Origin of the sequence: Bacillus sp. S/N-304-OC-R1, assembly GCF_019749375.1 — a bacterium.
Lineage (GTDB): Bacteria > Bacillota > Bacilli > Bacillales > Cytobacillaceae > Cytobacillus.
In genome coordinates this window covers 1-19,358 of sequence record NZ_JACWFE010000024.1, presented here as the reverse complement: position 1 = coordinate 19,358, position 19,358 = coordinate 1, and the positions used below count along the sequence as shown (strand labels likewise).

The following is a 19,358-nucleotide window of genomic DNA, read 5'->3' as shown; positions in this document are numbered from 1 at the left end:
TTTTATACCCACTAATTTATGCTAAAGTGAAACTTTCCTCAGTTTATATCCGTCATTGTATGTTAGGAGAGTGAAACCCAAGCTGATATTTTTGGAAGTTCACATGCATGGACAAATTAATCATTTCATGATTGAATGGTAATGTTCGTTTTATTAGCTTTACTTCACTCAGAATATTTTTTTTGAAGAAGCAAGTGGGGAGGAGATTTTTTTTGAAAGGAAAGTATAGTTTGCCGCCAAGCAGGGAATCCCGCTCTGGATCTAGAGGCAAAAGAAGAAAAACAAATTTAATATTAAATTTGTTAATTGGTCTAGTTATTTTGCTTATAATAATTGTTTCTTCCGTGATTTTTTTCGGAGGGAGCAATAATGAGAATACAGCTGGAAAAGCAAATGATAAAAAGGATAACCAGATTCAGGAAAATGAATCATCAAGTGATGACCAGTCAGAAATAGACAATAACAACACAGATTCTGATGCACAAGAGACGGCTCAAACAAATATTGAAAGTGAAGATCAGGACAGTTCAGATGATACAACAAACAATAGTCCTGAAAAACAAGACCCAGCTCCAGCAAATGAAGAGGATGCAGTTGTGACTGATGGTGGAGAAGGAGACAATGTAAAAAAGACGATAGAGAATTCAAGCTGGAAGCCAATTGGAACATCACAAGCAGGTGAACATACATCTGTATACGATGCTGATTCTGTTGACTGGGCTGAAATGCTGCAAGCTATTTCTTATGCAACTGGTATTAGTCAGGATAATATGACAGTTTGGTTTTTAGGTAATAACGGACATAATAAATCAGTAGGAACCATTTCTTCAAAGGATCAGCAGGAAAAGTACCGAGTCTATATCGAGTGGGTAGATGGCCAGGGCTGGAAGCCGACTAAAGTAGAAGAGGTAGATAAAGTAAACTGATTGATGAGTAAGAGGAGGGCATTCTTGCCTTCCTCATTTTTTTGCTTTAAAATGTACAACTGCTGAATAATATGGTTTACCGTTTTCGTCGGTGATCATTTGGTGTGATACTTGGTGGACTTGAAGCAAAATTGCTTTGTTGTGCTCAATTTGGGTGTTAATTTTTTTTTCAAGAGTTTTTAAATCATAGGCTTCGAAAAACTCAATTTTATCTTGGATTAAATCTAACTGAAAATTCATTTTATTGTCTCCTTTATATTGATTTGTATGTATTTTATCGCAGATAAGCAAGGGCGGCCAGTGACAAGGCATAATAAAAATGTTTAACACAAGTGAAAGATTTCTGTTGATAGGTTTATATGAGAATGGTAAATTGGGAACATGTATAAAGAGAAACAAATATAGAAAGAGGTATTCATAAATGAAAATTGGAATTATTGGGGCAATGGAAGAAGAAGTGAGATTACTGCGTGAAAAAATAGATGGGCAGCAACAAAGTATTATTGCTGGCTGCGAGTTTACAACAGGGAAAATGGACGGTGCAGAAGTAGTTCTTCTTCGTTCAGGGATTGGAAAAGTGAATGCAGCTTTATCAACTGCCATTTTATTAGAAAAATTTAATCCTGACGTTGTCATTAACACAGGATCAGCAGGCGGTTTAACTCCGGAATTAAATGTGGGAGATGTTGTGATTTCTTCAGAAGTACGTCACCATGATGTAGACGTAACTGCATTTGGCTATGAATACGGGCAAGTGCCTCAATTGCCCGCAGCTTTTGAAGCAGACAGTAAATTAGTTCAAATTGCGGAGGAATGTGCCCGCGAAATTAATGATATTCAAGTTGTACGAGGATTAATTGCAACAGGAGATTCCTTCATGAATGATCCGGTTAGAGTAGAATTTATTCGCAATAAGTTTTCAAATCTTCAGGCTGTAGAAATGGAGGCAGCTGCGATTGCGCAAGTTTCCTATCAGTTTGGGAAACCGTTTGTGATTATTCGTTCTTTATCGGATATTGCCGGTAAGGAGTCGGATGTATCATTTGAACAGTATTTAGAAAAAGCAGCACTTCATTCTGCAGATCTAGTGATGAAAATCGTAGATGCTTTAAAGTAATAGTGCACTATTTTAAAATTTTTTAAAATTTATGCCAAAAAAAGGTTTACAAATGATTAGTGGATGGATATAATTACCTTTGTAAGTGAAAAATTCCTAAAAGGAGGTCGAATGAGATGATCATGTCTATTAGAATTGACAGTGCTTTTAAAACTTTATACTTTACGAATTCGACCGACAAGGAATGGATTGCTTAATCTTTTAACATAACCGTCCAGGCCGCAGGGAGAATCGTTTCCTTGTGGTCTTTTTGTAACTTATGCCGCAGGGAGTATCTCTTTGCGGCTTTTTTGTGCCTATGTTAAAGGAACTTGAACACACGCCTGTCAAAATTGACTGGCTTTTGAGGAGGTGAGACAATATGACACTTAATATTTTTTTCTTAACGATCACAATTAAGAAACGAAAACCTACCATGGAAGAAATTATGCATAATGAAATGGTACACAAGATTCATGAAGAAAATCGTAATCGCCAATATACTTTATACCGTACATTTTAATTTAAAAAAATTTGGAGAGAAAGGTGGTAATTAGGATGTTTTATCTTATGCAAGGCAGGCAAGCAATTTTATGGGTGGAGAATGATACCACCTAGCTAAAGAGTTAGGAGGAATACGTATGTCATTACATGTTCTTTTACTAACGCTTTCATTCCGGAAAAAGAAGTGCCAATAATATTTTTTAAACCCTATTTAAATAACTTTATTTAACAGAATGTTCACACCTATTGTAAATTTTGATGGTGTTAATATGGTAAATTTTATATTAGATAATGGGAAATTAAAAGGGGTGCTAAAACATGTTCACGATTGTGATAGCAGCAGTAATTTGCTGCACAGTTGGCTGCATTATCTTTTCTGAAGTAAGCGTTGACACAGTAAGCTTTGAATAAGTGATAAAAAGGATTAACCGAATGGTTAATCCTTTTTTGATACGTATGAAATTATTTTCTTTCAGGTCGAACCCATAGGAAAATAATGATTGCGGTAGTCGCAAGAAAGAGCAGCAAAGGCTTTCCTGAGAATCCTCTAAAAATTATTTCCGAAACTGTCGAGACTAATACAATGACAAATACTAGTAATAAAATGGCACGCTGAGCTGTCATATTTCGATCCTGCTTTCATATTGAATAATGTATATTTTATCATATAAGACCAGTGTCTATTATTTTAACGGCTAATTATAATTCGTAAATTAAATAAATGAACAAATTAAATGAAGGAAATATTTCCTAAGAAAATAAATAAATTGGACAGACAAAAACAACTCCTTTTAGACATAGGAATTAGTTAAGGCTAAAGTGTTTGAAAGCGGGGGTGGAAAGAATGTCTGGAATCTTAACTGCACTTGGCTACTTAGTGAAAGAAATTGTGTTTCTTGTTTCTTATGTTAAAAACAATGCTTTTCCTCAACCGCTATCGGCTGCTGATGAAAAAAAGTATTTGCGGTTGATGGCTGCTGGCGACACACATGCTCGCAATATGCTGATTGAGCATAACTTAAGGCTTGTGGCTCATATAGTAAAAAAATTCGAAAATACGGGAGAAGATTCAGAGGATCTTATCTCAATAGGAACGATTGGCTTAATTAAAGCGATCGAGAGCTACTCAGAAGGGAAAGGAACAAAGCTTGCTACTTATGCAGCAAGATGTATTGAGAATGAAATTCTCATGCATTTGCGTGCATTAAAAAAGACGAAAAAAGATGTCTCTCTTCACGATCCAATTGGTCAGGATAAAGAAGGGAATGAGATATCACTGATTGATGTCTTAAAATCAGACTCAGAGGATGTTATCAATACGATTCAGCTTAATATGGAGCTGGAAAAGGTGAAGGAATATATTGGAGTATTAGATGAACGTGAGAAGGAAGTCATTGTTGGACGATTTGGCTTAGATCTTCAAAAAGAAAAAACACAGAGAGAGATTGCAAAGGAATTAGGGATTTCAAGAAGCTATGTTTCCAGAATTGAAAAACGTGCTTTAATGAAAATGTTTCATGAGTTCTACCGTGCAGAAAAAGAGAAGGAAAAACGAAAAAATAGTTAAAAGAGAAAAAGCACAATCCTAGCAAATATTTGCTGTGATTGTGCTTTTTTTATTATTCTATTCTTCCGTTCTTCAAGACCAATTTCCAAGTTTGTCCACCATCAGCAGATTCGTATACATCATTTAAATAAGTGGCAAAAGATAGTTTGTTCTGATCTTTATTATTTACAGCTATATAGGTTATCGGATTATCATAGCTCAAAAAAGGAATATTAACTGAATTAACGTTAAAAGATTGAAGATCCATTTTATAGAAAAGAACCTTATTATTTTCCGCTGATGAATAGTAAAGGGAATCCTCTGAGAAAGCTAAAGCTGTTGTCATAATTGGATTCGTGATTTTCTTTATATTTTGTCCTTTATCTTCAGAATAGTAAATACCTTCTCTGGTAGACATAGCCATTATGTTATTTTCAGGGTGAACCGCAATCATTCCAAGTGTATTTGAATCGAGCCCTTTAAGCATTACCTTTTCCCATGATTTTCCCTCGTCTTCCGACATATAGACTCCGAGCTTTAGCTTTGAATTCTTTTCTTGATTGATTATATACATCGTTTTACCGTTGTAACTTGAAGATAAAAAATAAAAGTTACTTTCTCCATAGAAAGCTAATTGTTCAAGTGAAGCTCCTTTATCAATACTTTTTACTATACCTAATGGATCCTGTAATTTTGAATCCTTTTCAGGGTGACCGCTAGCAATAAAACCATCCAAAGTTGTCTGAAATCCCATATATTCATGTTTTTGGGTGGTTCCTTCTAACCAGCTGCCATTTGAAAATATTTTAATGCCATTTTGAGAAGCAATATAGAGACCTTCATCATTGCCAGGGTAGCCAATTCCAAAAATGTTTTCTAGCCGCTGAGGCTCTGCTTTTTTAATTTCAAAGCTCGGATCAGCATGCTTCTCATTGATTTCAGTCCGTTTCGTTTCTTTTTGCTCGTGGGTTGAACATCCAAATAATGCTAATAAAAAAATAATTGCTAAAATAGAAAGAAGCTTCTTATGCCACATTGAAAACACCATGTTATCACTCCAACTGCTAATAATTATGAAATAATCCCTTCCCATATTAACGGATATATTAATGGAGAAGCAAAGGAATTGAACCGAAATAAAAAAATTGTCTTCTTTGATAGTATATTTGCGTTTTTTTATTCATTTTTTTATTGATAAACTAATGCCTATACGCTTTTTTACTAAAATTCATATTTTAAAATAGGATATGAAAAAGGAGGCAGGACGAAAAGTGCCATTTGGATACCCATATATTTATGCTTATCCTCCACCTCCTGTCCCATACTATGGCGGGGGCGGGTTTTGGCTAGCGTTAGCAGTTGTTCTCCTAATCTTGCTATTAGTTTTTGGAGGCTTGTTTTATTGCGCTAGATAATTTAAATTCGATCAAGTATGAGGATAGTCATTCGGCTATCCTTGTTTTTTATATTTGCACAACCTAATTAATAGAAATTTTTGAAAAGTTAACCTATACTATTATTGTAGTATTTAAAAAGGGGGAAGATGGATGACGACAACAACTTATTCAGTTAACTGGGACTTAGATGTCTTTTTTGAGGGTGGAAGTTCTTCTGAAGCTTTTATTAGCCATTTACAAAATACTGAAGAAAAAATAAATGAATTTAGCTCAAAAGTACATAATTGGGAAACAACAAATACGATTTCAGATAGTACAACACTCACTTCATTAATTGAACATTTTCAAATTGCAACAAAAAAAATGCGTGAGGCTGCAGCATTTGTCAGCTGTTTACAGGCCCAAAATACAAGTGATCAGAAAGCCTCTGAACATCGGGCAAAAATTACACAGTTAAGTGCGAGCTTCCAAAATGCATTAACGGTTTTTGATGAGAAACTGACAAGCTATGATAGCGCTGTTTGGGTGGAAATGGTGAAGGAAAAGGGTCTTTGTGAATTGTCATTTGTACTAACTGAGCGCCGTGAAGCAGCTGCTGAAAAATTATCTAAAGAAGAAGAAAGTCTGATCAATGCCTTAGGAGTAGATGGTTACCATAGCTGGAGCCAATTTTATGATCTGATTGTCGGAAAAATTAAAATTCCTTTTCAAGAAGATGGAGAAGAAAAACTTTTATCTGTAGGGCAGGCTGCTAATAAATTTTCTAATCCCGATAGAGAAGTGCGAAAAGCCATTTTTAATAAATGGGAAGAGGCATGGCAGGATCAATCCGAATATTTATCAAGAGTGTTAAACCATTTAGCAGGGTTTAGATTAAATGTTTATAAGCAGCGTGGATGGGATGACGTTCTTAAGGAGCCTTTAGCCATCAATCGCATGAGCAAGGAAACACTCGATGCCATGTGGGAGGTTATTTCAAATAATAAGGGGCCTCTAGTGAAATTCCTTAATAGGAAGGCTGAGCTGCTTGGAGTTGAAAAGTTAACTTGGTATGACTTAGATGCTCCACTTACTAAAACTGAAACAAAACTTTCCTATCAAGAAGGAGCAGAATTTATATTAGAAAACTTTTCGCATTTCGGTGAAAAGATGACAGATTTTGCAAGAATGGCGTTTGAAGACAAGTGGATTGAAGCAGAAGACAGACCAGGAAAATCACCTGGAGGCTTCCATACGTATTTTCCTGAAAGCAGTCAATCAAGAATTTTTATGACGTATTCGGGAACACCATCTAATGTCTCAACATTGGCGCATGAACTTGGCCATGGCTTTCATACGTATGCAATGAGGGATCTGCATCTATTGAATCGAAATTATGCAATGAATGTAGCAGAAACCGCATCCACCCTTGCTGAAATGATCGTTTCTGATGCATCTGTTAAAAATGCGAAGTCTGAGCAAGAAAAAATTGCGCTGCTTGAGGATAAAATACAAAGAACAGTTGCATTATTAATGAATATCCATGCGCGATTCTTATTTGAAACTCGCTTCTATGAAGAGCGCAAGAGCGGATTAGTAAGCAAAGAAAGGTTAAACCTATTGATGGAAGAGGCTCAAAAAGAAGCTTATGGGGAAGCATTGGGAGAATACCATCCAACATTTTGGGCGTCGAAGCTTCATTTTTATATTACAGGTGTTCCATTTTATAATTTCCCATATACATTTGGTTTCCTCTTCTCACTTGGTATTTATGCACGTGCACTTGAGGAAGGAAAGAGCTATGAAGAAAAGTATATTGCTTTACTAAAGGACACCGCATCCATGACAGTAGAAGATTTAGCTAAGAAGCACTTGAATGAAGATTTAACAAAACATGATTTTTGGGAAAAAGCAGTTCAATTATGTGTGAATGATATTAATGAGTTTCTTGAGTTAACTAAATAATAAATAAAAAGGCCACACCTGAATTTAAATGGGTGTGGTCTAGCTTTTGAAAAAATTCAAACTTTCCTCAATTTAAAAGGACTGACCATTAATAAGGATAGAATGATCGTTATAAATAAGAAGACTGGTCCTGGAATATAAGGGATAGCAAGGAAACTAAGAGTAAGAAGACAGCCAGCTGCAGTAATTGGGAGTCCTGTGAAATAGCCATTATTTTCACTAATATTAAATCGGGCAAGACGAAATGCCCCGCAGCCAATGTAGAAAATAGTGAAGAAGGATCCTGGAGCTCCAAAGTCGGATAAAATTCCTTGATATATTAATAGTGCAGGGGCAACTCCGAATGATATAATATCACTCATGGAATCTAATTGTTTGCCAAGCTCTGATTCGATTTGAAGCTTTCTAGCTGCCATGCCATCCAACCGGTCGGCAAGTGCTGCAACAAATATTAGCAGCAAGCTTAAATTTAAATTGCCTTTTATGGCAAAAATAAGGGCAAAGCCGCCTAGTGATAAATTGGTTAAAGTTAATACATTTGCAGTCTGTGCTTTTAACTTTTTTATTGTTTGATCAAATATATCTGATAAAAACATTTACCACACTCCTTTTAGTTACATACGTAATATGTATTTTTGTAGAACTTAGTGCTATTGGGCTATCGAGCACATAATAATTTCTTATATTATTAATATTTAATTCTAAACTTTTTATTACATTCAGTAAAGGGTATATTTACAGTATTTGGAGGTGTAAAGGTGAAACAAACAATCTATCGTCTGTTAATAGAGCTAACAAATGGAAAAATCACATCAAGCTTATTAAAAAGATTTGCTCGATCTAAAGCTAGTAAGAATTTTGTCTCATCATTTTGTAATGCATATCATATTAATCAGGATGAAATGGAGAAAAAACTAGAAGAATATCCAACTCTACATGAATTCTTTACAAGATCACTTAAAAAAGGGATGCGAATAATCGATCAAGATGCTCAAGCTGCAACTAGTCCAGTTGATGCAGTCATTGAAGATATAGGAAAGATACAGCCTGGGCATATTATTACTGTAAAAGGAAAGAACTACTCAATTAGCGAAATGCTTGGCAAGAATGAGAAGTTAGATAAGTATACAGACGGGTACTATATGATATTCTATTTAAGTCCTAGTCATTACCATCGTATTCACAGCCCAGTTACAGGACATGTTATTGACCAATGGATATTAGGAACAAAATCTTATCCTGTAAATAAATATGGATTAAAATACGGAAAGAGCGCACTATCAAAAAACTATCGTATAATAACAGAGGTTGAGCATGAATGTGGTACCCTTTCAATTGTGAAGGTTGGTGCAATGTTTGTTAACTCAATAGAAGTTATTCATGAAGGTGATCGATTAATTAAAGGGGATGAAATGGCGTATTTCTCATTTGGGTCAACAGTAGTACTGTTATTTGAGAAGAATAGTTTTTCTCCGCTATCAACAATTAAAACTCCATACGACATAAAGGTAGGAGAGAGAATTGGCTTTTTTAAACAAATGAAGTGAGAAGAATAGTCTTAGTAGAGAAAAAATTCTTGCTGGGAGGACGCTGTAATGCTGCAGGATCATGACTAAGAAGTATCTTGTTGTTGGAATGTCCCCCCTATTCAAGATTAATTTAGGATGACATCTTTAATTTATGAGATAATGAACGTCGGTGAATTTCTGTTTTAATTAAGTTGATAAAGTCATGGCTTAATTTTAGCTCAATTGCTTTATAATACGATTCAATTAATAATTCGTCTGACAGCTTTCGCATGTCCATTCACCTCCATTAATAAAATAAATAGTTCTATTCAGCTTTTTTATACATATAATGTAAGATTTAATGTTGTAACCTAACTCTAGCAAACTTTTTCCATTAGAACAACCGTTCTGTTATCCACAATATCTAGTGGATAACCTGTGGTTAAGTTGTTAATAAAGGAAGTATAGGTAGATAAAATGCTGTGATTAATGTGTATAAAGTTATCCACAGAATTTCTTGTGAGAATTTTTGTCGAAAAATATTTCAAATTACTCAAAATGGCCTAGGTTTGAAAGAGAACATAAAATTAGTTATGATGAGAACGGATTAATGGAGTTATACATAAAAATAGCAATTTTCAATGTCATTCATTAATTAAGAAGAAGTTAATAGAGGTGTTATTAAACGTGTTAAAGAAATTTCTACCGGATCAGCATGCAAAAAGTATATTTGAAATTACACCAGAAAAATTAAAGGAAAATGGCATAAAAGGGATTATAACTGATTTAGATAATACTCTTGTTGAATGGGATCGTCCAAACGCAACACCGAAATTAATTAAATGGTTTGAAGAAATGAAGAACAGCAATGTTAAGATCACAATTGTTTCGAATAATAACGATAGCCGAGTGAGAGCATTTTCGGAGCCTTTAGATATTCCGTTCATTCCTTTAGCAAGAAAACCTTTAGGACGGGCTTTTAAACGTGCTTTATCAGAAATGGGGCTAAAGAAAGAGGAAACGGTCGTCATTGGTGATCAGCTATTGACAGATGTATTAGGTGGAAACCGCAGCGGATTCCGTACAATACTTGTAGTTCCAGTTGCACAGACAGATGGTTTCTTTACACGTTTTAATCGAAAAGTCGAAAGACAAATTTTAAATTGGTTTAGAAAAAAAGGCATGATACAGTGGGAGGATTAATTAGTGAGTGAACAATATATTTGTATAGGGTGCGGCGTGAAAATTCAAACAGATGATCCCGCTTCATTAGGTTATGCACCAGAATCGGCATTGCAAAAGGAAGCAATTATTTGTCAGCGTTGCTTTCGTTTAAAGCATTATAATGAAGTGCAGGATGTTAGTTTAACAGATGATGATTTCCTTAAAATCTTAAATGGGCTTGGCAAAAGTGACTCGCTTATTGTGAAAATTGTCGACATTTTTGACTTTAACGGAAGCTGGCTTCCTGGCCTTCACCGATTTGTCGGTAAGAATAAAATTCTTCTCGTTGGAAATAAGGTTGACTTGCTTCCTAAATCGGTGAAACATAATAAATTAATTAACTGGATGAAGCAAGAAGCTAAAGAGCTTGGCTTAAAGGCAGAGGATGTTTTCCTTGTCAGTGCTGCAAAGGGAAAAAATATTTCTGAAGTGGCCTCAGCTATTGATGAATATCGAGATGGCAAGGACGTTTATGTTGTTGGCTGTACGAATGTTGGTAAATCAACATTTATTAATCGTATTTTAAAGGAAGTAACAGGAGAAGGGGATGTTATTACCACTTCACATTTTCCTGGCACAACGCTAGATATTATTGAAATTCCGTTATCTGATGGGAAAGCGCTAGTTGATACACCGGGAATTATTAATCATCACCAAATGGCACATTATGTCGATAAGTCAGATTTAAAAATCATTACACCGAAAAAAGAAATTAAACCTGCAGTATATCAGTTAAATGAAGAACAAACTCTTTTTATAGGTGGTTTAGCCCGTTTTGATTATATTACTGGGGGTCGCAGGTCATTTGTATGCCATTTTTCAAATGAATTAAAAATTCACCGGACTAAGTTAGAAAATGCTGATGAATTATATAAAAATCATGCAGGTGAATTATTAACTCCGCCAAGAAAAGACGAATTAGATCAATTTCCTGAGCTGGTTAAACACGAATTTACAATAAAAGAAGGAAAAACAGATATCGTGTTTTCTGGGCTTGGCTGGATTACAGTTAATGAACCGGGGGCTAAAGTAGCTGCCTATGTTCCAAAAGGTGTTCATGCACTATTAAGAAAATCACTAATTTAATTGGTATCGTTTAAGGGGAGAGAGACGTGAAAAAGCTTTTTGCTGTAATAGGGGATCCGATTGCTCATTCTATGTCACCTGCGATGCATAATGATTTATTTCAAGCTAATGGGATAGATGCCCATTATCAGCCTCTGCATGTAAAGAGAGAGAATTTAGCAGATGCGATTAAGGGCCTCAAGGCAATCGGTATTTCAGGATTTAACGTAACAGTTCCTCACAAAGAAACAATTATGGAGCATTTAGATGAGTTAGATCCGCTTGCTAAATCTATAGGAGCCGTTAACACAGTCGTGAATATGGACGGGAAGTTTATAGGCTACAATACAGATGGAAGCGGATTTGTTAGAGGGTTGTCCGAGGAACTTCCAAGCTTACATGATAAATCAGTATTAGTGATAGGGGCTGGCGGTGCTGCAAGAGCCATTTATTTTACATTAGCTAAAGAAGGCGTTGCTGCATTAGACATTTGCAATCGTACCGTTTCAAAGGCCGAACTTATTGCAAATGAATGTCCATTTTCCGTCCAATCTAATGCATATGGAATTAGCGAAGCAGAAGAAAGGCTTGGATTATATGATTTAATTATTCAAACAACACCTTCAGGGATGGCACCTGCTGCTCAAGAAACGCCGCTTTTAATACATAATTTAAAGGCCGGGGCATTCGTAAGTGATATCATTTATAATCCGCTTGAAACAAGGTTTTTGCTTGAAGCAAAAAATAATGGCGCAAGAACTCAAAATGGCTTAAATATGTTTGTGTTCCAAGGAGCACTTGCTTTTGAAAAATGGACAGGGATTTTCCCTGATACTCAACGGATGAGACAGATCGTTCTCTCACAACTAGGAGGATAACAAATGTTAACAGGAAAACAAAAACGTTTCTTACGTTCTAAGGCGCATCATCTAAATCCGATTTTTCAAGTCGGAAAAGGCGGTGTCAATGAAAATATGATTAAACAAATAAATGACGCACTTGAAGCACGAGAATTAATGAAAATTACAGTGCTGCAAAACTGTGAAGAAGACAAAGATACAGTTGCGAACGAATTAGTAGCAGGTACAAGAGCAGAACTTGTTCAAATTATTGGAAATACAATTATTCTTTATAAAGAATCTAGGGAAAATAAACAAATTAAACTGCCATAATTGAAAGCTGGGAGGGATAAGCTTGAAAAGGATCGGCATACTTGGAGGAACGTTTGATCCGCCCCATCTTGGGCATTTAATTATTTCAAACGAAGTATTAAATGCATTTCATTTAGATGAAATTTGGTTTATGCCGAATCAGAAGCCTCCTCATAAAAAGCAATCACATGCCATTAATGATGGGGACAGAGTAAATTTACTGAAGCTTGCGATTAGTGGACATCCTAAATTTAAAATTGAATTAATTGAGCTTGAAAGGTCCGGACCTTCCTTTACTTACGACACGATGAAAATCCTAAAGGAAAGACATCCTGATAAACAGTTTTTCTTTATTATTGGTGCAGATATGATTGAGTATTTGCCTAAATGGAAGAATATAGATGAGCTAATAAAACTTGTCCAATTTATTGGAGTTAATCGTCCTTCCTATAAACATGAAAGCCAATATCCAATTCTATTCAGGGATGTTCCAAATATGGAGATTTCATCAAGTCTTATACGGAAGCGGCTAAAGGAAAACGAGACTATTCAGTACCTCGTTCCCGATTCTGTCAGGAACTATATTAAGGAGAATAACCTATATGGATCGTGACGTTGCTTTAAAAATAGTGAAAGAACAATTAACCGATCATCGTTATCAGCATACGATTGGGGTTATGGATACAGCTATAAGTCTTGCGGAGAAGTATGGTGCAGATTCGAAAAAAGCAGAGATGGCCGCGATTTTCCATGATTACGCAAAATTTCGCCCAAAAGAGGAAATGAAAAAGATTATTGTTGAGCAAGGAATGCCTAGTGAACTTCTCCTATACAATAGTGAACTTTGGCATGCTCCTGTAGGGGCTTTTCTTGTTCAAAAAGAGGTTGGCATCGAGGATGTCGAAATATTAGATGCAATTAGATTCCATACATCTGGAAGAATAAACATGACATTACTTGAAAAAGTAATCTACTTGGCTGATTATATTGAACCTGGAAGACATTTTCCGGGAGTGGATGAAGTGCGTGAAATGGCACAAAAAAGCCTAAATAAAGCGCTCATAAAGTCTATTCAAAACACCATCCTTTTTTTAATGAAAAAGGGGCAGCCTGTGTTTCCAGATACATTTAACACTTATAATGACTTAATTATGCGGTCGGGAGGACTGATTGAATGAACGAAAAAGAATTGCTGTCAACTGCGGTAAAAGCTGCTGACGATAAGAGAGCTGAAGATATTATATTACTTAATATGAAGGGCATTTCTATGATTGCAGATTATTTTTTAATTTGTCATGGAAATTCAGATAAGCAGGTTCAAGCAATAGCTAGGGAAATGAAGGAAAAAGCAGAGGAAAAAGGCTATAGCATTAAAAGGATTGAGGGCTTTGATGAAGCAAGATGGGTACTCGTTGATTTAGGTGATGTGGTTGCTCATATTTTTCATCGGGATGAAAGAAGCTATTATAATCTTGAGCGCTTATGGGGCGATGCACCAATTGAAAATGTGCAAAGCGAGTTAAATCAATGAGCTATGAAAAGTTTGCCTATCTTTATGATGAATTAATGAGGGATGTTCCCTATGATAGATGGGTAGAACTAGTCTTAGATAAGGCAAGAAAATACGAAGTAAATTCGAGGCAGCTTCTTGATATTGGCTGCGGAACGGGTGAGCTTGCTATAAAATTTTCTGAGGAAGGTTTAAATGTTACCGGAGTCGACCTTTCAGAAGATATGCTGACAGTAGCCCAAGCAAAGGCAGAAGAAAAAGGATTAAATCCGAGCTTCTATCAGCAAAATATGGCTGAACTTCAAGGATTAGGCGCATTTGATATTATTGGTATTTTTTGTGATTCCATTAACTATTTACAGTCTAAGGAAGATGTTGTTGCTACATTTAAGGGAGTAAACGAGCATTTGTCCGATCAAGGCCTATTTATATTTGATGTTCATTCCATTTATAAGATGAGTGACATATTTAAAGATCAAACCTTTGCTGTGAATGATGAAGAAATTAGCTATATTTGGCATTGCTTTGAAGGAGAGCATCCATTAAGCATTGAACATGATCTAAGTTTTTTTGTTTTAGATAGAGAGACAAATATGTATCATCGCTATGATGAGCTCCATTTTCAAAGGACATACCCAATTGAAATATACAAGAATTGGCTACTTGAAACCGGCTTTGACGTACTTGAAGTGATCGGTGATTTTGAGGCTAATCCTCCAGAAGCTGATTCAGAACGGATATTTTTTATCTGCAGAAAAAATGAGCAAATTTAAGAGAAGTGGCCAGCTTTTTAGCTGGCCTTATTATTTGAATAAAAATTACGGGGGTAGGGAGGAAATTCCTCTTTTATGCCGAATAAATCTAGGTACGGATTATATAATGTTCTTTCACTTGGTTAATATCCTCTTCAAACTTTGCATGTGTTGCCTGGAATACATGTTCAAACACATCACCTAGTTCACTCTCCAGCACCTTAATGCCTTCACCTGTAATTCCGCCCTTCACACAAACCTTATCTTGAAGAGTAGGCAGCGTATAAAAACCCTTCTTCATTAAATCGCCCATTCCAATAAGCATATTCTCAGCTAATACTGTTGCAGTTTCCTGGTCAATCTTTGTCTCTTTCACTGCAGCGAGAATAAACCGCTGAGTTAAATAACTGAAGAATGCTGGTCCGCAGCTGACAATATCAGAAGCAACTCTTGTTATATTTTCGTTTATCTCAACTGTTGTAGAAATTTGATTAAACATTTCTTTTAAAATTGTTTTCCATTCATGATCACAATTTGCACCAAAGGATAACAATGATACACCTGAGAGTGCCCGATTTGTAATGCTTGGTATAACTCTCGCTACAGAACATGAAGTGATATTCTCAAGTTGTTCAACACTGATTGGGCTAGTAATCGAAACAATACATTTCTCTTTTGTTAGAAAGGGGGAAATGTCCTTTATGACTCTATGAACATCATGAGGCTTAACACAAATAAAGATGAGCGAGGATTTCTCCGCTACATCCTTCCCATTTTCCTCAATGTTTATTTCTTGATAATTCTCCTTAATATCAATTGCTTTTTTCAAAGTACGATTCGTAATTGATATTGATGAAGGAGATATGGCTTTTCCATCAATTAATGCTTCAGTCAGTATTCTCCCCATATTACCTGTTCCAATGATTCCGATTTTCATTTGATTGTCCCTCCTTCACAAGCAAACTTTCTCCTATACAATATGAACTTCCCTATTAGAATATGCTAAAACGAAAGGATGATATGGATGATTCCCTTGATAAAAGAGTACAAAATTTATATTATTTCAGGATTAATTGGTTGTATTGCCGCCATTTATTTTATTTTTCAGCCTGTGGAGGAAAGCGGTGAAGTGTTTGAGGAAAATGAATGGCTGCTGACAAGTGAAGATAATGACGATGAAAGCCTAGAGAATATCTTAATGACAGAAATTGTATTAGTGGATGTAAAAGGAGCAGTGAAAAATCCAGGGGTGTATGAAGCAACTGGAAATGATCGGGTTATCGATTTAATCACCAAGGCTGGTGGATTAAACGAAAACGCAGATGAGACCCAAATAAACTTTGCTCTGAGAGTGGAAGATGAAATGGTTATATACGTTCCAAAAATCGGCGAAATCTCTGAGAGTGCAGCAGGAGAACCGCCGGCCGGAGTAGGAAATATAGGTGCTGGACAGGAAAAAAATGATGGGAAGGTTAATTTGAACACGGCGAATGAAAGTGAATTACAAACGCTCCCTGGTATTGGTCCAGCTAAAGCCTCTGCTATTATTGAATACCGTGAGACTAATGGACCTTATAAAGTAATTGAGGATTTAAAATCGATTAGCGGTATTGGCGAAAAAACCTTTGAGAAATTAAAAGATAGTATTAAAGTAAAATAGCACTCAACAGTATTGACCAGCAAAAACATGAGGCTTAAACTTGGCATATAAGACATTAAGACTTAAACAATTAACAGTAAGGAGTTAGGATTGTGGGAAGAAAAAGCTGGGATGAATATTTTTTAGACATTGCCAATGAAGTTGGTTCACGCTCAACATGCCCAAGACTGCATGTAGGCTGTGTAATTGTTAAAGATAAGCATATCGTATCTACTGGCTACAATGGCTCAATACACGGCCATGAGCATTGTGAGGATGCTGGCTGCCTAATAAATGATCAAGGGAGATGCATTCGGACACTGCATTCTGAACTTAATGCAGTCCTCCATGCTGACAGAAGTTTATTAAAAGGGGCGACAGCTTATATTACTCATGAGCCCTGTGAAAATTGTGCAAAAACATTAGCTCAGTCAGGAATTACAAGGGTTGTATATCGACATGCTTACCCAAATAAATATAATGAACACTTTTTGAGGGATGTGGAAGTTATTCATCTTCCTAAAGAAGAAGCAAGTGGGCAGGTATAGGGTTTTTTCCTATACCTTTTAAAATAAAAATGTAGATAAAGGAGAGCTTTATATGAAAGGCAAATGGATTTATTTCGCCGTTGCCTCACTGCTAGGAATATTAACGAGCTTTGTTCATTTTACTTTTTTATTAGGTCAGATGCTGCTAACATATTTCCTTGCTGCAAGGAAAGGGTATTCTTTGAGGCAGCTCGCAGCAATCAGCCTTATTTTCATCATGTTTTTCGTACGCAGTGAATTTGCTGAAAGAGCAAATTATAGTAGAATTCAAGAAAATGAAACAAATTTTTCAGTTTATCTTCAGGAAAATCTAAAGGTAGATGGAGATACATTTTCCGCAAGGGCAAAAGAAATAAAATCGAATGAAAAAATTATCATAAACTATAAAATAAAAACAGCGGAAGAAAAGGCAGACATTGTACAAAATTTAAAAGTAGGTTTCGTCTGTTCAGTTAGAGGATTATTAGAAGAGCCATTTACTTCCACCAATCAAAATGCATTTAATTATAAAGAGTATCTTAATCGAAATCAAACTTACTGGATACTAAAAGCAGAATACTTAAACTCCTCAAAATGTATACCTCAAAAAAATACTCCCCTTTCATTTTTCGCTAAACTTAGGGAAACCGGTACCAATTATTTGCAGAGCAATTTCCCAAAAGAAACTGCGCCTTTAGCAATTGCTTTGCTGTTTGGTGATCGAAATTATATTGAAGAGGATGTACTAACCTCTTATCAGAAGCTCGGCATCGTTCATTTATTGGCAATATCTGGACTTCATGTTGGGATGCTTGTGGGGATGATTTATTTTCTCGGTATCCGTACTGGTATATCAAGAGAGAAAATGACCTCAGCCTTATTAATTTTTTTACCTTGTTATGCTTTCATTACGGGTGCTGCTCCATCAGTTATTCGTGCAGTTTTTATGATGGTCATTTTTTTAGGATTCCAAAAATGGGGAAGAAATAAGTCGCTTATGACCATTGATGTGATTGGGATTGTTTTTCTTCTTTATACCTTCATCTTTCCTCAAGTCGTTTATAACGTAGGTTTTCAGCTATCCTTTGGAGTTAGCTTTGCTCTAATCCTATCAGCTCCCATTATTATAAAACGCTTTAATCATCCGATTTCTTTATTATTTGCTGTTTCGTTTATCTGTCAGCTTGCAGCTATACCTATCATGCTTTTCTATTTTTACGAAGTCTCCCTCATCTCTGTCCTCGCCAATATCCTATTTGTCCCTTTATTTTCTATTTTCATCCTGCCTGCTATATTTATTATTTTTCTATTACATCTGCTATTAGGAGAAAATATTCATTTTCTTGTCGTGATTATAAATTTCATCGTCAATTGGATGGACTATTTCGCAAAACAATTAGCAAGGTTTCCTTATGCAGTCATTACTTTAGGAAAGCCAAATAAAGTTATTCTCGCTATGTACTTATTCGTGATTCCTCTCTATTTTTCATTATGGGAGAGAATAAAAGGGATAAAAAGGATGGTGCAGATACAAATCCTTCCTATCATCGTTATATTGCTGCATGGATTTGGATATTTGTTCTCTCCTTTTGGAGAAATCACGTTTATAGATGTTGGTCAAGGGGACAGTATTTTCATTAGATTGCCTCATGGAAAAGGGAATTATCTTATTGATACGGGAGGAACATTGAGATTTCAGACAGATGAGTGGAAGACGAAAAAGAATCAATATGATGTAGGTAAAGATGTGGTTATCCCCTTTTTAAAAAGCAAAGGGATTACTACTATTCATAAGCTGATTTTGACACATGGGGATACGGACCATATAGGAGGCGCTACTGCTTTAATAGAAGAGCTTAGTGTAAGGAAAATAATGCTGCCAAAAAGCAAAGAGCTTTCTGATTTGGAGAAGACGATATTATTGAACGCCAAAAAGAAACAAATACCTTACCAATTTACAATAGCAGGTGACAGCTGGACAGCTGGCAATCATCAATTTCATGTTCTCTCTCCACAGAAAGAGATGACTGGAGAAAGAAACGATGGCTCGATTGTGCTATTTACAACCATTGGGGGACTAACATGGCTATTTACAGGTGATTTAGAGAAAAACGGGGAAGAAATGCTGGTCAGGCGATATCATAATTTGAAAGCAGACGTATTAAAGGTAGGACATCATGGGAGCAAATCGTCAACTTCTGAATTGCTATTAGACAAGATCAGTCCCAAGCTGGCCGTTATTTCAGCAGGAAGAAATAATCGATATGGACATCCAAACAAAGAGGTATTAAATAATTTATCGGATAGACAAATTAACATTTTGCGAACAGATGAACATGGGGCAATTACCTATATTTTTAGAGGAGATAAAGGAACCTTTTTTAAGCAGATGCCATAAGATGTATTAAATAAAGGCTGTTTTCGAAAAGTTTGTTGCTTTATAAGTAGATATTAATTTAAATATCAGAGTTGATTGGAGCGGAGGGCACTTGACTCCTGCGGGAATGGAGGGAAGCGGGAGACCACCAGGCGTTAGCCGAGTTATCATGAACGAAACTAGCTCCTTACT

The 19,358-nt window shown here is 35.8% G+C and carries 23 protein-coding genes; 17 read left to right on the top strand and 6 right to left on the bottom strand.

Going from position 1 to position 19,358, the window contains the following annotated elements; translation table 11 throughout:
• The first annotated feature begins 212 nt into the window (after positions 1–212).
• Positions 213–926, top strand: a complete 714-nt coding sequence (locus H0173_RS18570) for a YrrS family protein (RefSeq protein WP_260631263.1) — start codon at positions 213–215, stop codon at positions 924–926.
• A 33-nt stretch (positions 927–959) separates the two neighbouring features.
• Here the strand turns inward: H0173_RS18570 and H0173_RS18565 are convergent, their stop codons facing one another.
• Positions 960–1,166 carry a YrzA family protein gene (locus tag H0173_RS18565; protein WP_221848162.1) on the bottom strand — a complete coding sequence of 69 codons (207 nt, stop codon included), beginning with the start codon at positions 1,164–1,166 and terminating at the stop codon, positions 960–962.
• A gap of 181 nt (positions 1,167–1,347) precedes the next feature.
• Here H0173_RS18565 and mtnN point away from each other — a divergent pair, with 181 nt between their 5' ends.
• Both mtnN and H0173_RS18555 read left to right on the top strand, forming a co-directional pair.
• Positions 1,348–2,043 carry a 5'-methylthioadenosine/S-adenosylhomocysteine nucleosidase gene (gene mtnN / locus H0173_RS18560; protein WP_221848160.1) on the top strand — a complete coding sequence of 232 codons (696 nt, stop codon included), beginning with the start codon at positions 1,348–1,350 and terminating at the stop codon, positions 2,041–2,043.
• 361 nt (positions 2,044–2,404) lie between these two features.
• The gene (locus H0173_RS18555; RefSeq protein WP_221848158.1) at positions 2,405–2,545 is read left to right on the top strand and encodes a YrzI family small protein; all 141 of its coding nucleotides are present in this window, start codon (positions 2,405–2,407) and stop codon (positions 2,543–2,545) included.
• A 443-nt stretch (positions 2,546–2,988) separates the two neighbouring features.
• Here H0173_RS18555 and H0173_RS18550 read toward each other — a convergent pair whose 3' ends face one another.
• Entirely contained in the window at positions 2,989–3,150 is a 162-nt protein-coding gene (locus H0173_RS18550; RefSeq protein ID WP_221848157.1) for a hypothetical protein, read from the bottom strand.
• A 220-nt stretch (positions 3,151–3,370) separates the two neighbouring features.
• Between H0173_RS18550 and sigK the strand changes: the two genes are divergently transcribed.
• Complete coding sequence (gene sigK / locus H0173_RS18545; protein WP_221848155.1) at positions 3,371–4,093, top strand: RNA polymerase sporulation sigma factor SigK; 723 nt, start codon at positions 3,371–3,373, stop codon at positions 4,091–4,093.
• Between the two features lie 52 nt (positions 4,094–4,145).
• Here sigK and H0173_RS18540 read toward each other — a convergent pair whose 3' ends face one another.
• On the bottom strand, positions 4,146–5,120 hold the full coding sequence (locus H0173_RS18540; RefSeq protein WP_260631262.1) for a F510_1955 family glycosylhydrolase: 975 nt from the start codon (positions 5,118–5,120) through the stop codon (positions 4,146–4,148).
• A 499-nt stretch (positions 5,121–5,619) separates the two neighbouring features.
• Here H0173_RS18540 and H0173_RS18535 point away from each other — a divergent pair, with 499 nt between their 5' ends.
• A complete protein-coding gene (locus tag H0173_RS18535; protein WP_221848153.1) occupies positions 5,620–7,413 on the top strand; it encodes a M3 family oligoendopeptidase in 1,794 nt (597 codons plus the stop codon).
• A 56-nt stretch (positions 7,414–7,469) separates the two neighbouring features.
• Here the strand turns inward: H0173_RS18535 and pssA are convergent, their stop codons facing one another.
• Complete coding sequence (gene pssA / locus H0173_RS18530; protein ID WP_221848151.1) at positions 7,470–8,009, bottom strand: CDP-diacylglycerol--serine O-phosphatidyltransferase; 540 nt, start codon at positions 8,007–8,009, stop codon at positions 7,470–7,472.
• A 162-nt stretch (positions 8,010–8,171) separates the two neighbouring features.
• Between pssA and H0173_RS18525 the strand changes: the two genes are divergently transcribed.
• Entirely contained in the window at positions 8,172–8,960 is a 789-nt protein-coding gene (locus H0173_RS18525; RefSeq protein ID WP_221848150.1) for a phosphatidylserine decarboxylase, read from the top strand.
• A 112-nt stretch (positions 8,961–9,072) separates the two neighbouring features.
• Here H0173_RS18525 and H0173_RS18520 read toward each other — a convergent pair whose 3' ends face one another.
• Positions 9,073–9,213 (bottom strand): sporulation histidine kinase inhibitor Sda, encoded by a 141-nt coding sequence (locus H0173_RS18520; RefSeq protein WP_313770671.1) that lies wholly within the window; start codon positions 9,211–9,213, stop codon positions 9,073–9,075.
• 395 nt (positions 9,214–9,608) lie between these two features.
• Here H0173_RS18520 and H0173_RS18515 point away from each other — a divergent pair, with 395 nt between their 5' ends.
• Genes H0173_RS18515 through H0173_RS18480 form a run of 8 tightly spaced genes read left to right on the top strand, consistent with a single transcriptional unit; the run spans position 9,609 to position 14,644 of the window.
• The gene (locus H0173_RS18515) at positions 9,609–10,124 is read left to right on the top strand and encodes a YqeG family HAD IIIA-type phosphatase (RefSeq protein WP_221848146.1); all 516 of its coding nucleotides are present in this window, start codon (positions 9,609–9,611) and stop codon (positions 10,122–10,124) included.
• A gap of 3 nt (positions 10,125–10,127) precedes the next feature.
• A complete protein-coding gene (gene yqeH, locus H0173_RS18510) occupies positions 10,128–11,231 on the top strand; it encodes a ribosome biogenesis GTPase YqeH (RefSeq protein WP_221848145.1) in 1,104 nt (367 codons plus the stop codon).
• 26 nt (positions 11,232–11,257) lie between these two features.
• Entirely contained in the window at positions 11,258–12,088 is an 831-nt protein-coding gene (gene aroE, locus H0173_RS18505; protein ID WP_221848143.1) for a shikimate dehydrogenase, read from the top strand.
• Between the two features lie 3 nt (positions 12,089–12,091).
• Positions 12,092–12,382: a ribosome assembly RNA-binding protein YhbY gene (gene yhbY / locus H0173_RS18500; protein ID WP_221848141.1), complete on the top strand. Its 291-nt coding sequence runs from the start codon at positions 12,092–12,094 to the stop codon at positions 12,380–12,382.
• 22 nt (positions 12,383–12,404) lie between these two features.
• Positions 12,405–12,974: a nicotinate-nucleotide adenylyltransferase gene (locus H0173_RS18495; RefSeq protein WP_221848139.1), complete on the top strand. Its 570-nt coding sequence runs from the start codon at positions 12,405–12,407 to the stop codon at positions 12,972–12,974.
• Complete coding sequence (gene yqeK / locus H0173_RS18490) at positions 12,964–13,539, top strand: bis(5'-nucleosyl)-tetraphosphatase (symmetrical) YqeK (protein WP_221848138.1); 576 nt, start codon at positions 12,964–12,966, stop codon at positions 13,537–13,539. Before H0173_RS18495 ends, yqeK begins: the two co-directional genes overlap by 11 nt.
• Positions 13,536–13,892 carry a ribosome silencing factor gene (gene rsfS / locus H0173_RS18485; RefSeq protein ID WP_221848136.1) on the top strand — a complete coding sequence of 119 codons (357 nt, stop codon included), beginning with the start codon at positions 13,536–13,538 and terminating at the stop codon, positions 13,890–13,892. The genes yqeK and rsfS overlap by 4 nt, the downstream gene beginning before the upstream one ends.
• Entirely contained in the window at positions 13,889–14,644 is a 756-nt protein-coding gene (locus tag H0173_RS18480) for a class I SAM-dependent DNA methyltransferase (protein WP_221848134.1), read from the top strand. The genes rsfS and H0173_RS18480 overlap by 4 nt, the downstream gene beginning before the upstream one ends.
• Before the next feature lie 88 nt (positions 14,645–14,732).
• Here H0173_RS18480 and comER read toward each other — a convergent pair whose 3' ends face one another.
• The gene (gene comER, locus H0173_RS18475; protein ID WP_221848132.1) at positions 14,733–15,560 is read right to left on the bottom strand and encodes a late competence protein ComER; all 828 of its coding nucleotides are present in this window, start codon (positions 15,558–15,560) and stop codon (positions 14,733–14,735) included.
• Between the two features lie 87 nt (positions 15,561–15,647).
• On the opposite strand from comER, the gene H0173_RS18470 reads away from it, so the two are divergent.
• The 3 genes from H0173_RS18470 (at position 15,648) to H0173_RS18460 (ending at position 19,187) form a co-directional block, all read left to right on the top strand.
• Entirely contained in the window at positions 15,648–16,283 is a 636-nt protein-coding gene (locus tag H0173_RS18470; RefSeq protein ID WP_221848130.1) for a helix-hairpin-helix domain-containing protein, read from the top strand.
• Positions 16,284–16,375: 92 nt separating this feature from the next.
• Positions 16,376–16,810, top strand: coding sequence for a deoxycytidylate deaminase (locus H0173_RS18465; protein ID WP_221848127.1), 435 nt, complete (start codon positions 16,376–16,378; stop codon positions 16,808–16,810).
• Positions 16,811–16,862: 52 nt separating this feature from the next.
• Positions 16,863–19,187: a DNA internalization-related competence protein ComEC/Rec2 gene (locus H0173_RS18460; protein WP_221848125.1), complete on the top strand. Its 2,325-nt coding sequence runs from the start codon at positions 16,863–16,865 to the stop codon at positions 19,185–19,187.
• Positions 19,188–19,358: the final 171 nt, after the last annotated feature.

Bases quoted from the DNA above. Each gene is read 5' to 3' on its own strand.
- H0173_RS18565 (WP_221848162.1), bottom strand. From the start codon at position 1,166: ATGAATTTTCAGTTAGATTTAATCCAAGATAAAATTGAGTTTTTCGAA.
- rsfS (WP_221848136.1), top strand. From the start codon at position 13,536: ATGAACGAAAAAGAATTGCTGTCAACTGCGGTAAAAGCTGCTGACGAT.
- H0173_RS18555 (WP_221848158.1), top strand. From the start codon at position 2,405: ATGACACTTAATATTTTTTTCTTAACGATCACAATTAAGAAACGAAAA.
- H0173_RS18540 (WP_260631262.1), bottom strand. From the start codon at position 5,120: ATGGTGTTTTCAATGTGGCATAAGAAGCTTCTTTCTATTTTAGCAATT.
- yhbY (WP_221848141.1), top strand. From the start codon at position 12,092: ATGTTAACAGGAAAACAAAAACGTTTCTTACGTTCTAAGGCGCATCAT.
- H0173_RS18460 (WP_221848125.1), top strand. From the start codon at position 16,863: ATGAAAGGCAAATGGATTTATTTCGCCGTTGCCTCACTGCTAGGAATA.
- H0173_RS18520 (WP_313770671.1), bottom strand. From the start codon at position 9,213: ATGCGAAAGCTGTCAGACGAATTATTAATTGAATCGTATTATAAAGCA.
- H0173_RS18535 (WP_221848153.1), top strand. From the start codon at position 5,620: ATGACGACAACAACTTATTCAGTTAACTGGGACTTAGATGTCTTTTTT.
- yqeK (WP_221848138.1), top strand. From the start codon at position 12,964: ATGGATCGTGACGTTGCTTTAAAAATAGTGAAAGAACAATTAACCGAT.
- H0173_RS18550 (WP_221848157.1), bottom strand. From the start codon at position 3,150: ATGACAGCTCAGCGTGCCATTTTATTACTAGTATTTGTCATTGTATTA.
- sigK (WP_221848155.1), top strand. From the start codon at position 3,371: ATGTCTGGAATCTTAACTGCACTTGGCTACTTAGTGAAAGAAATTGTG.
- mtnN (WP_221848160.1), top strand. From the start codon at position 1,348: ATGAAAATTGGAATTATTGGGGCAATGGAAGAAGAAGTGAGATTACTG.
- H0173_RS18470 (WP_221848130.1), top strand. From the start codon at position 15,648: ATGATTCCCTTGATAAAAGAGTACAAAATTTATATTATTTCAGGATTA.
- comER (WP_221848132.1), bottom strand. From the start codon at position 15,560: ATGAAAATCGGAATCATTGGAACAGGTAATATGGGGAGAATACTGACT.
- H0173_RS18480 (WP_221848134.1), top strand. From the start codon at position 13,889: ATGAGCTATGAAAAGTTTGCCTATCTTTATGATGAATTAATGAGGGAT.
- pssA (WP_221848151.1), bottom strand. From the start codon at position 8,009: ATGTTTTTATCAGATATATTTGATCAAACAATAAAAAAGTTAAAAGCA.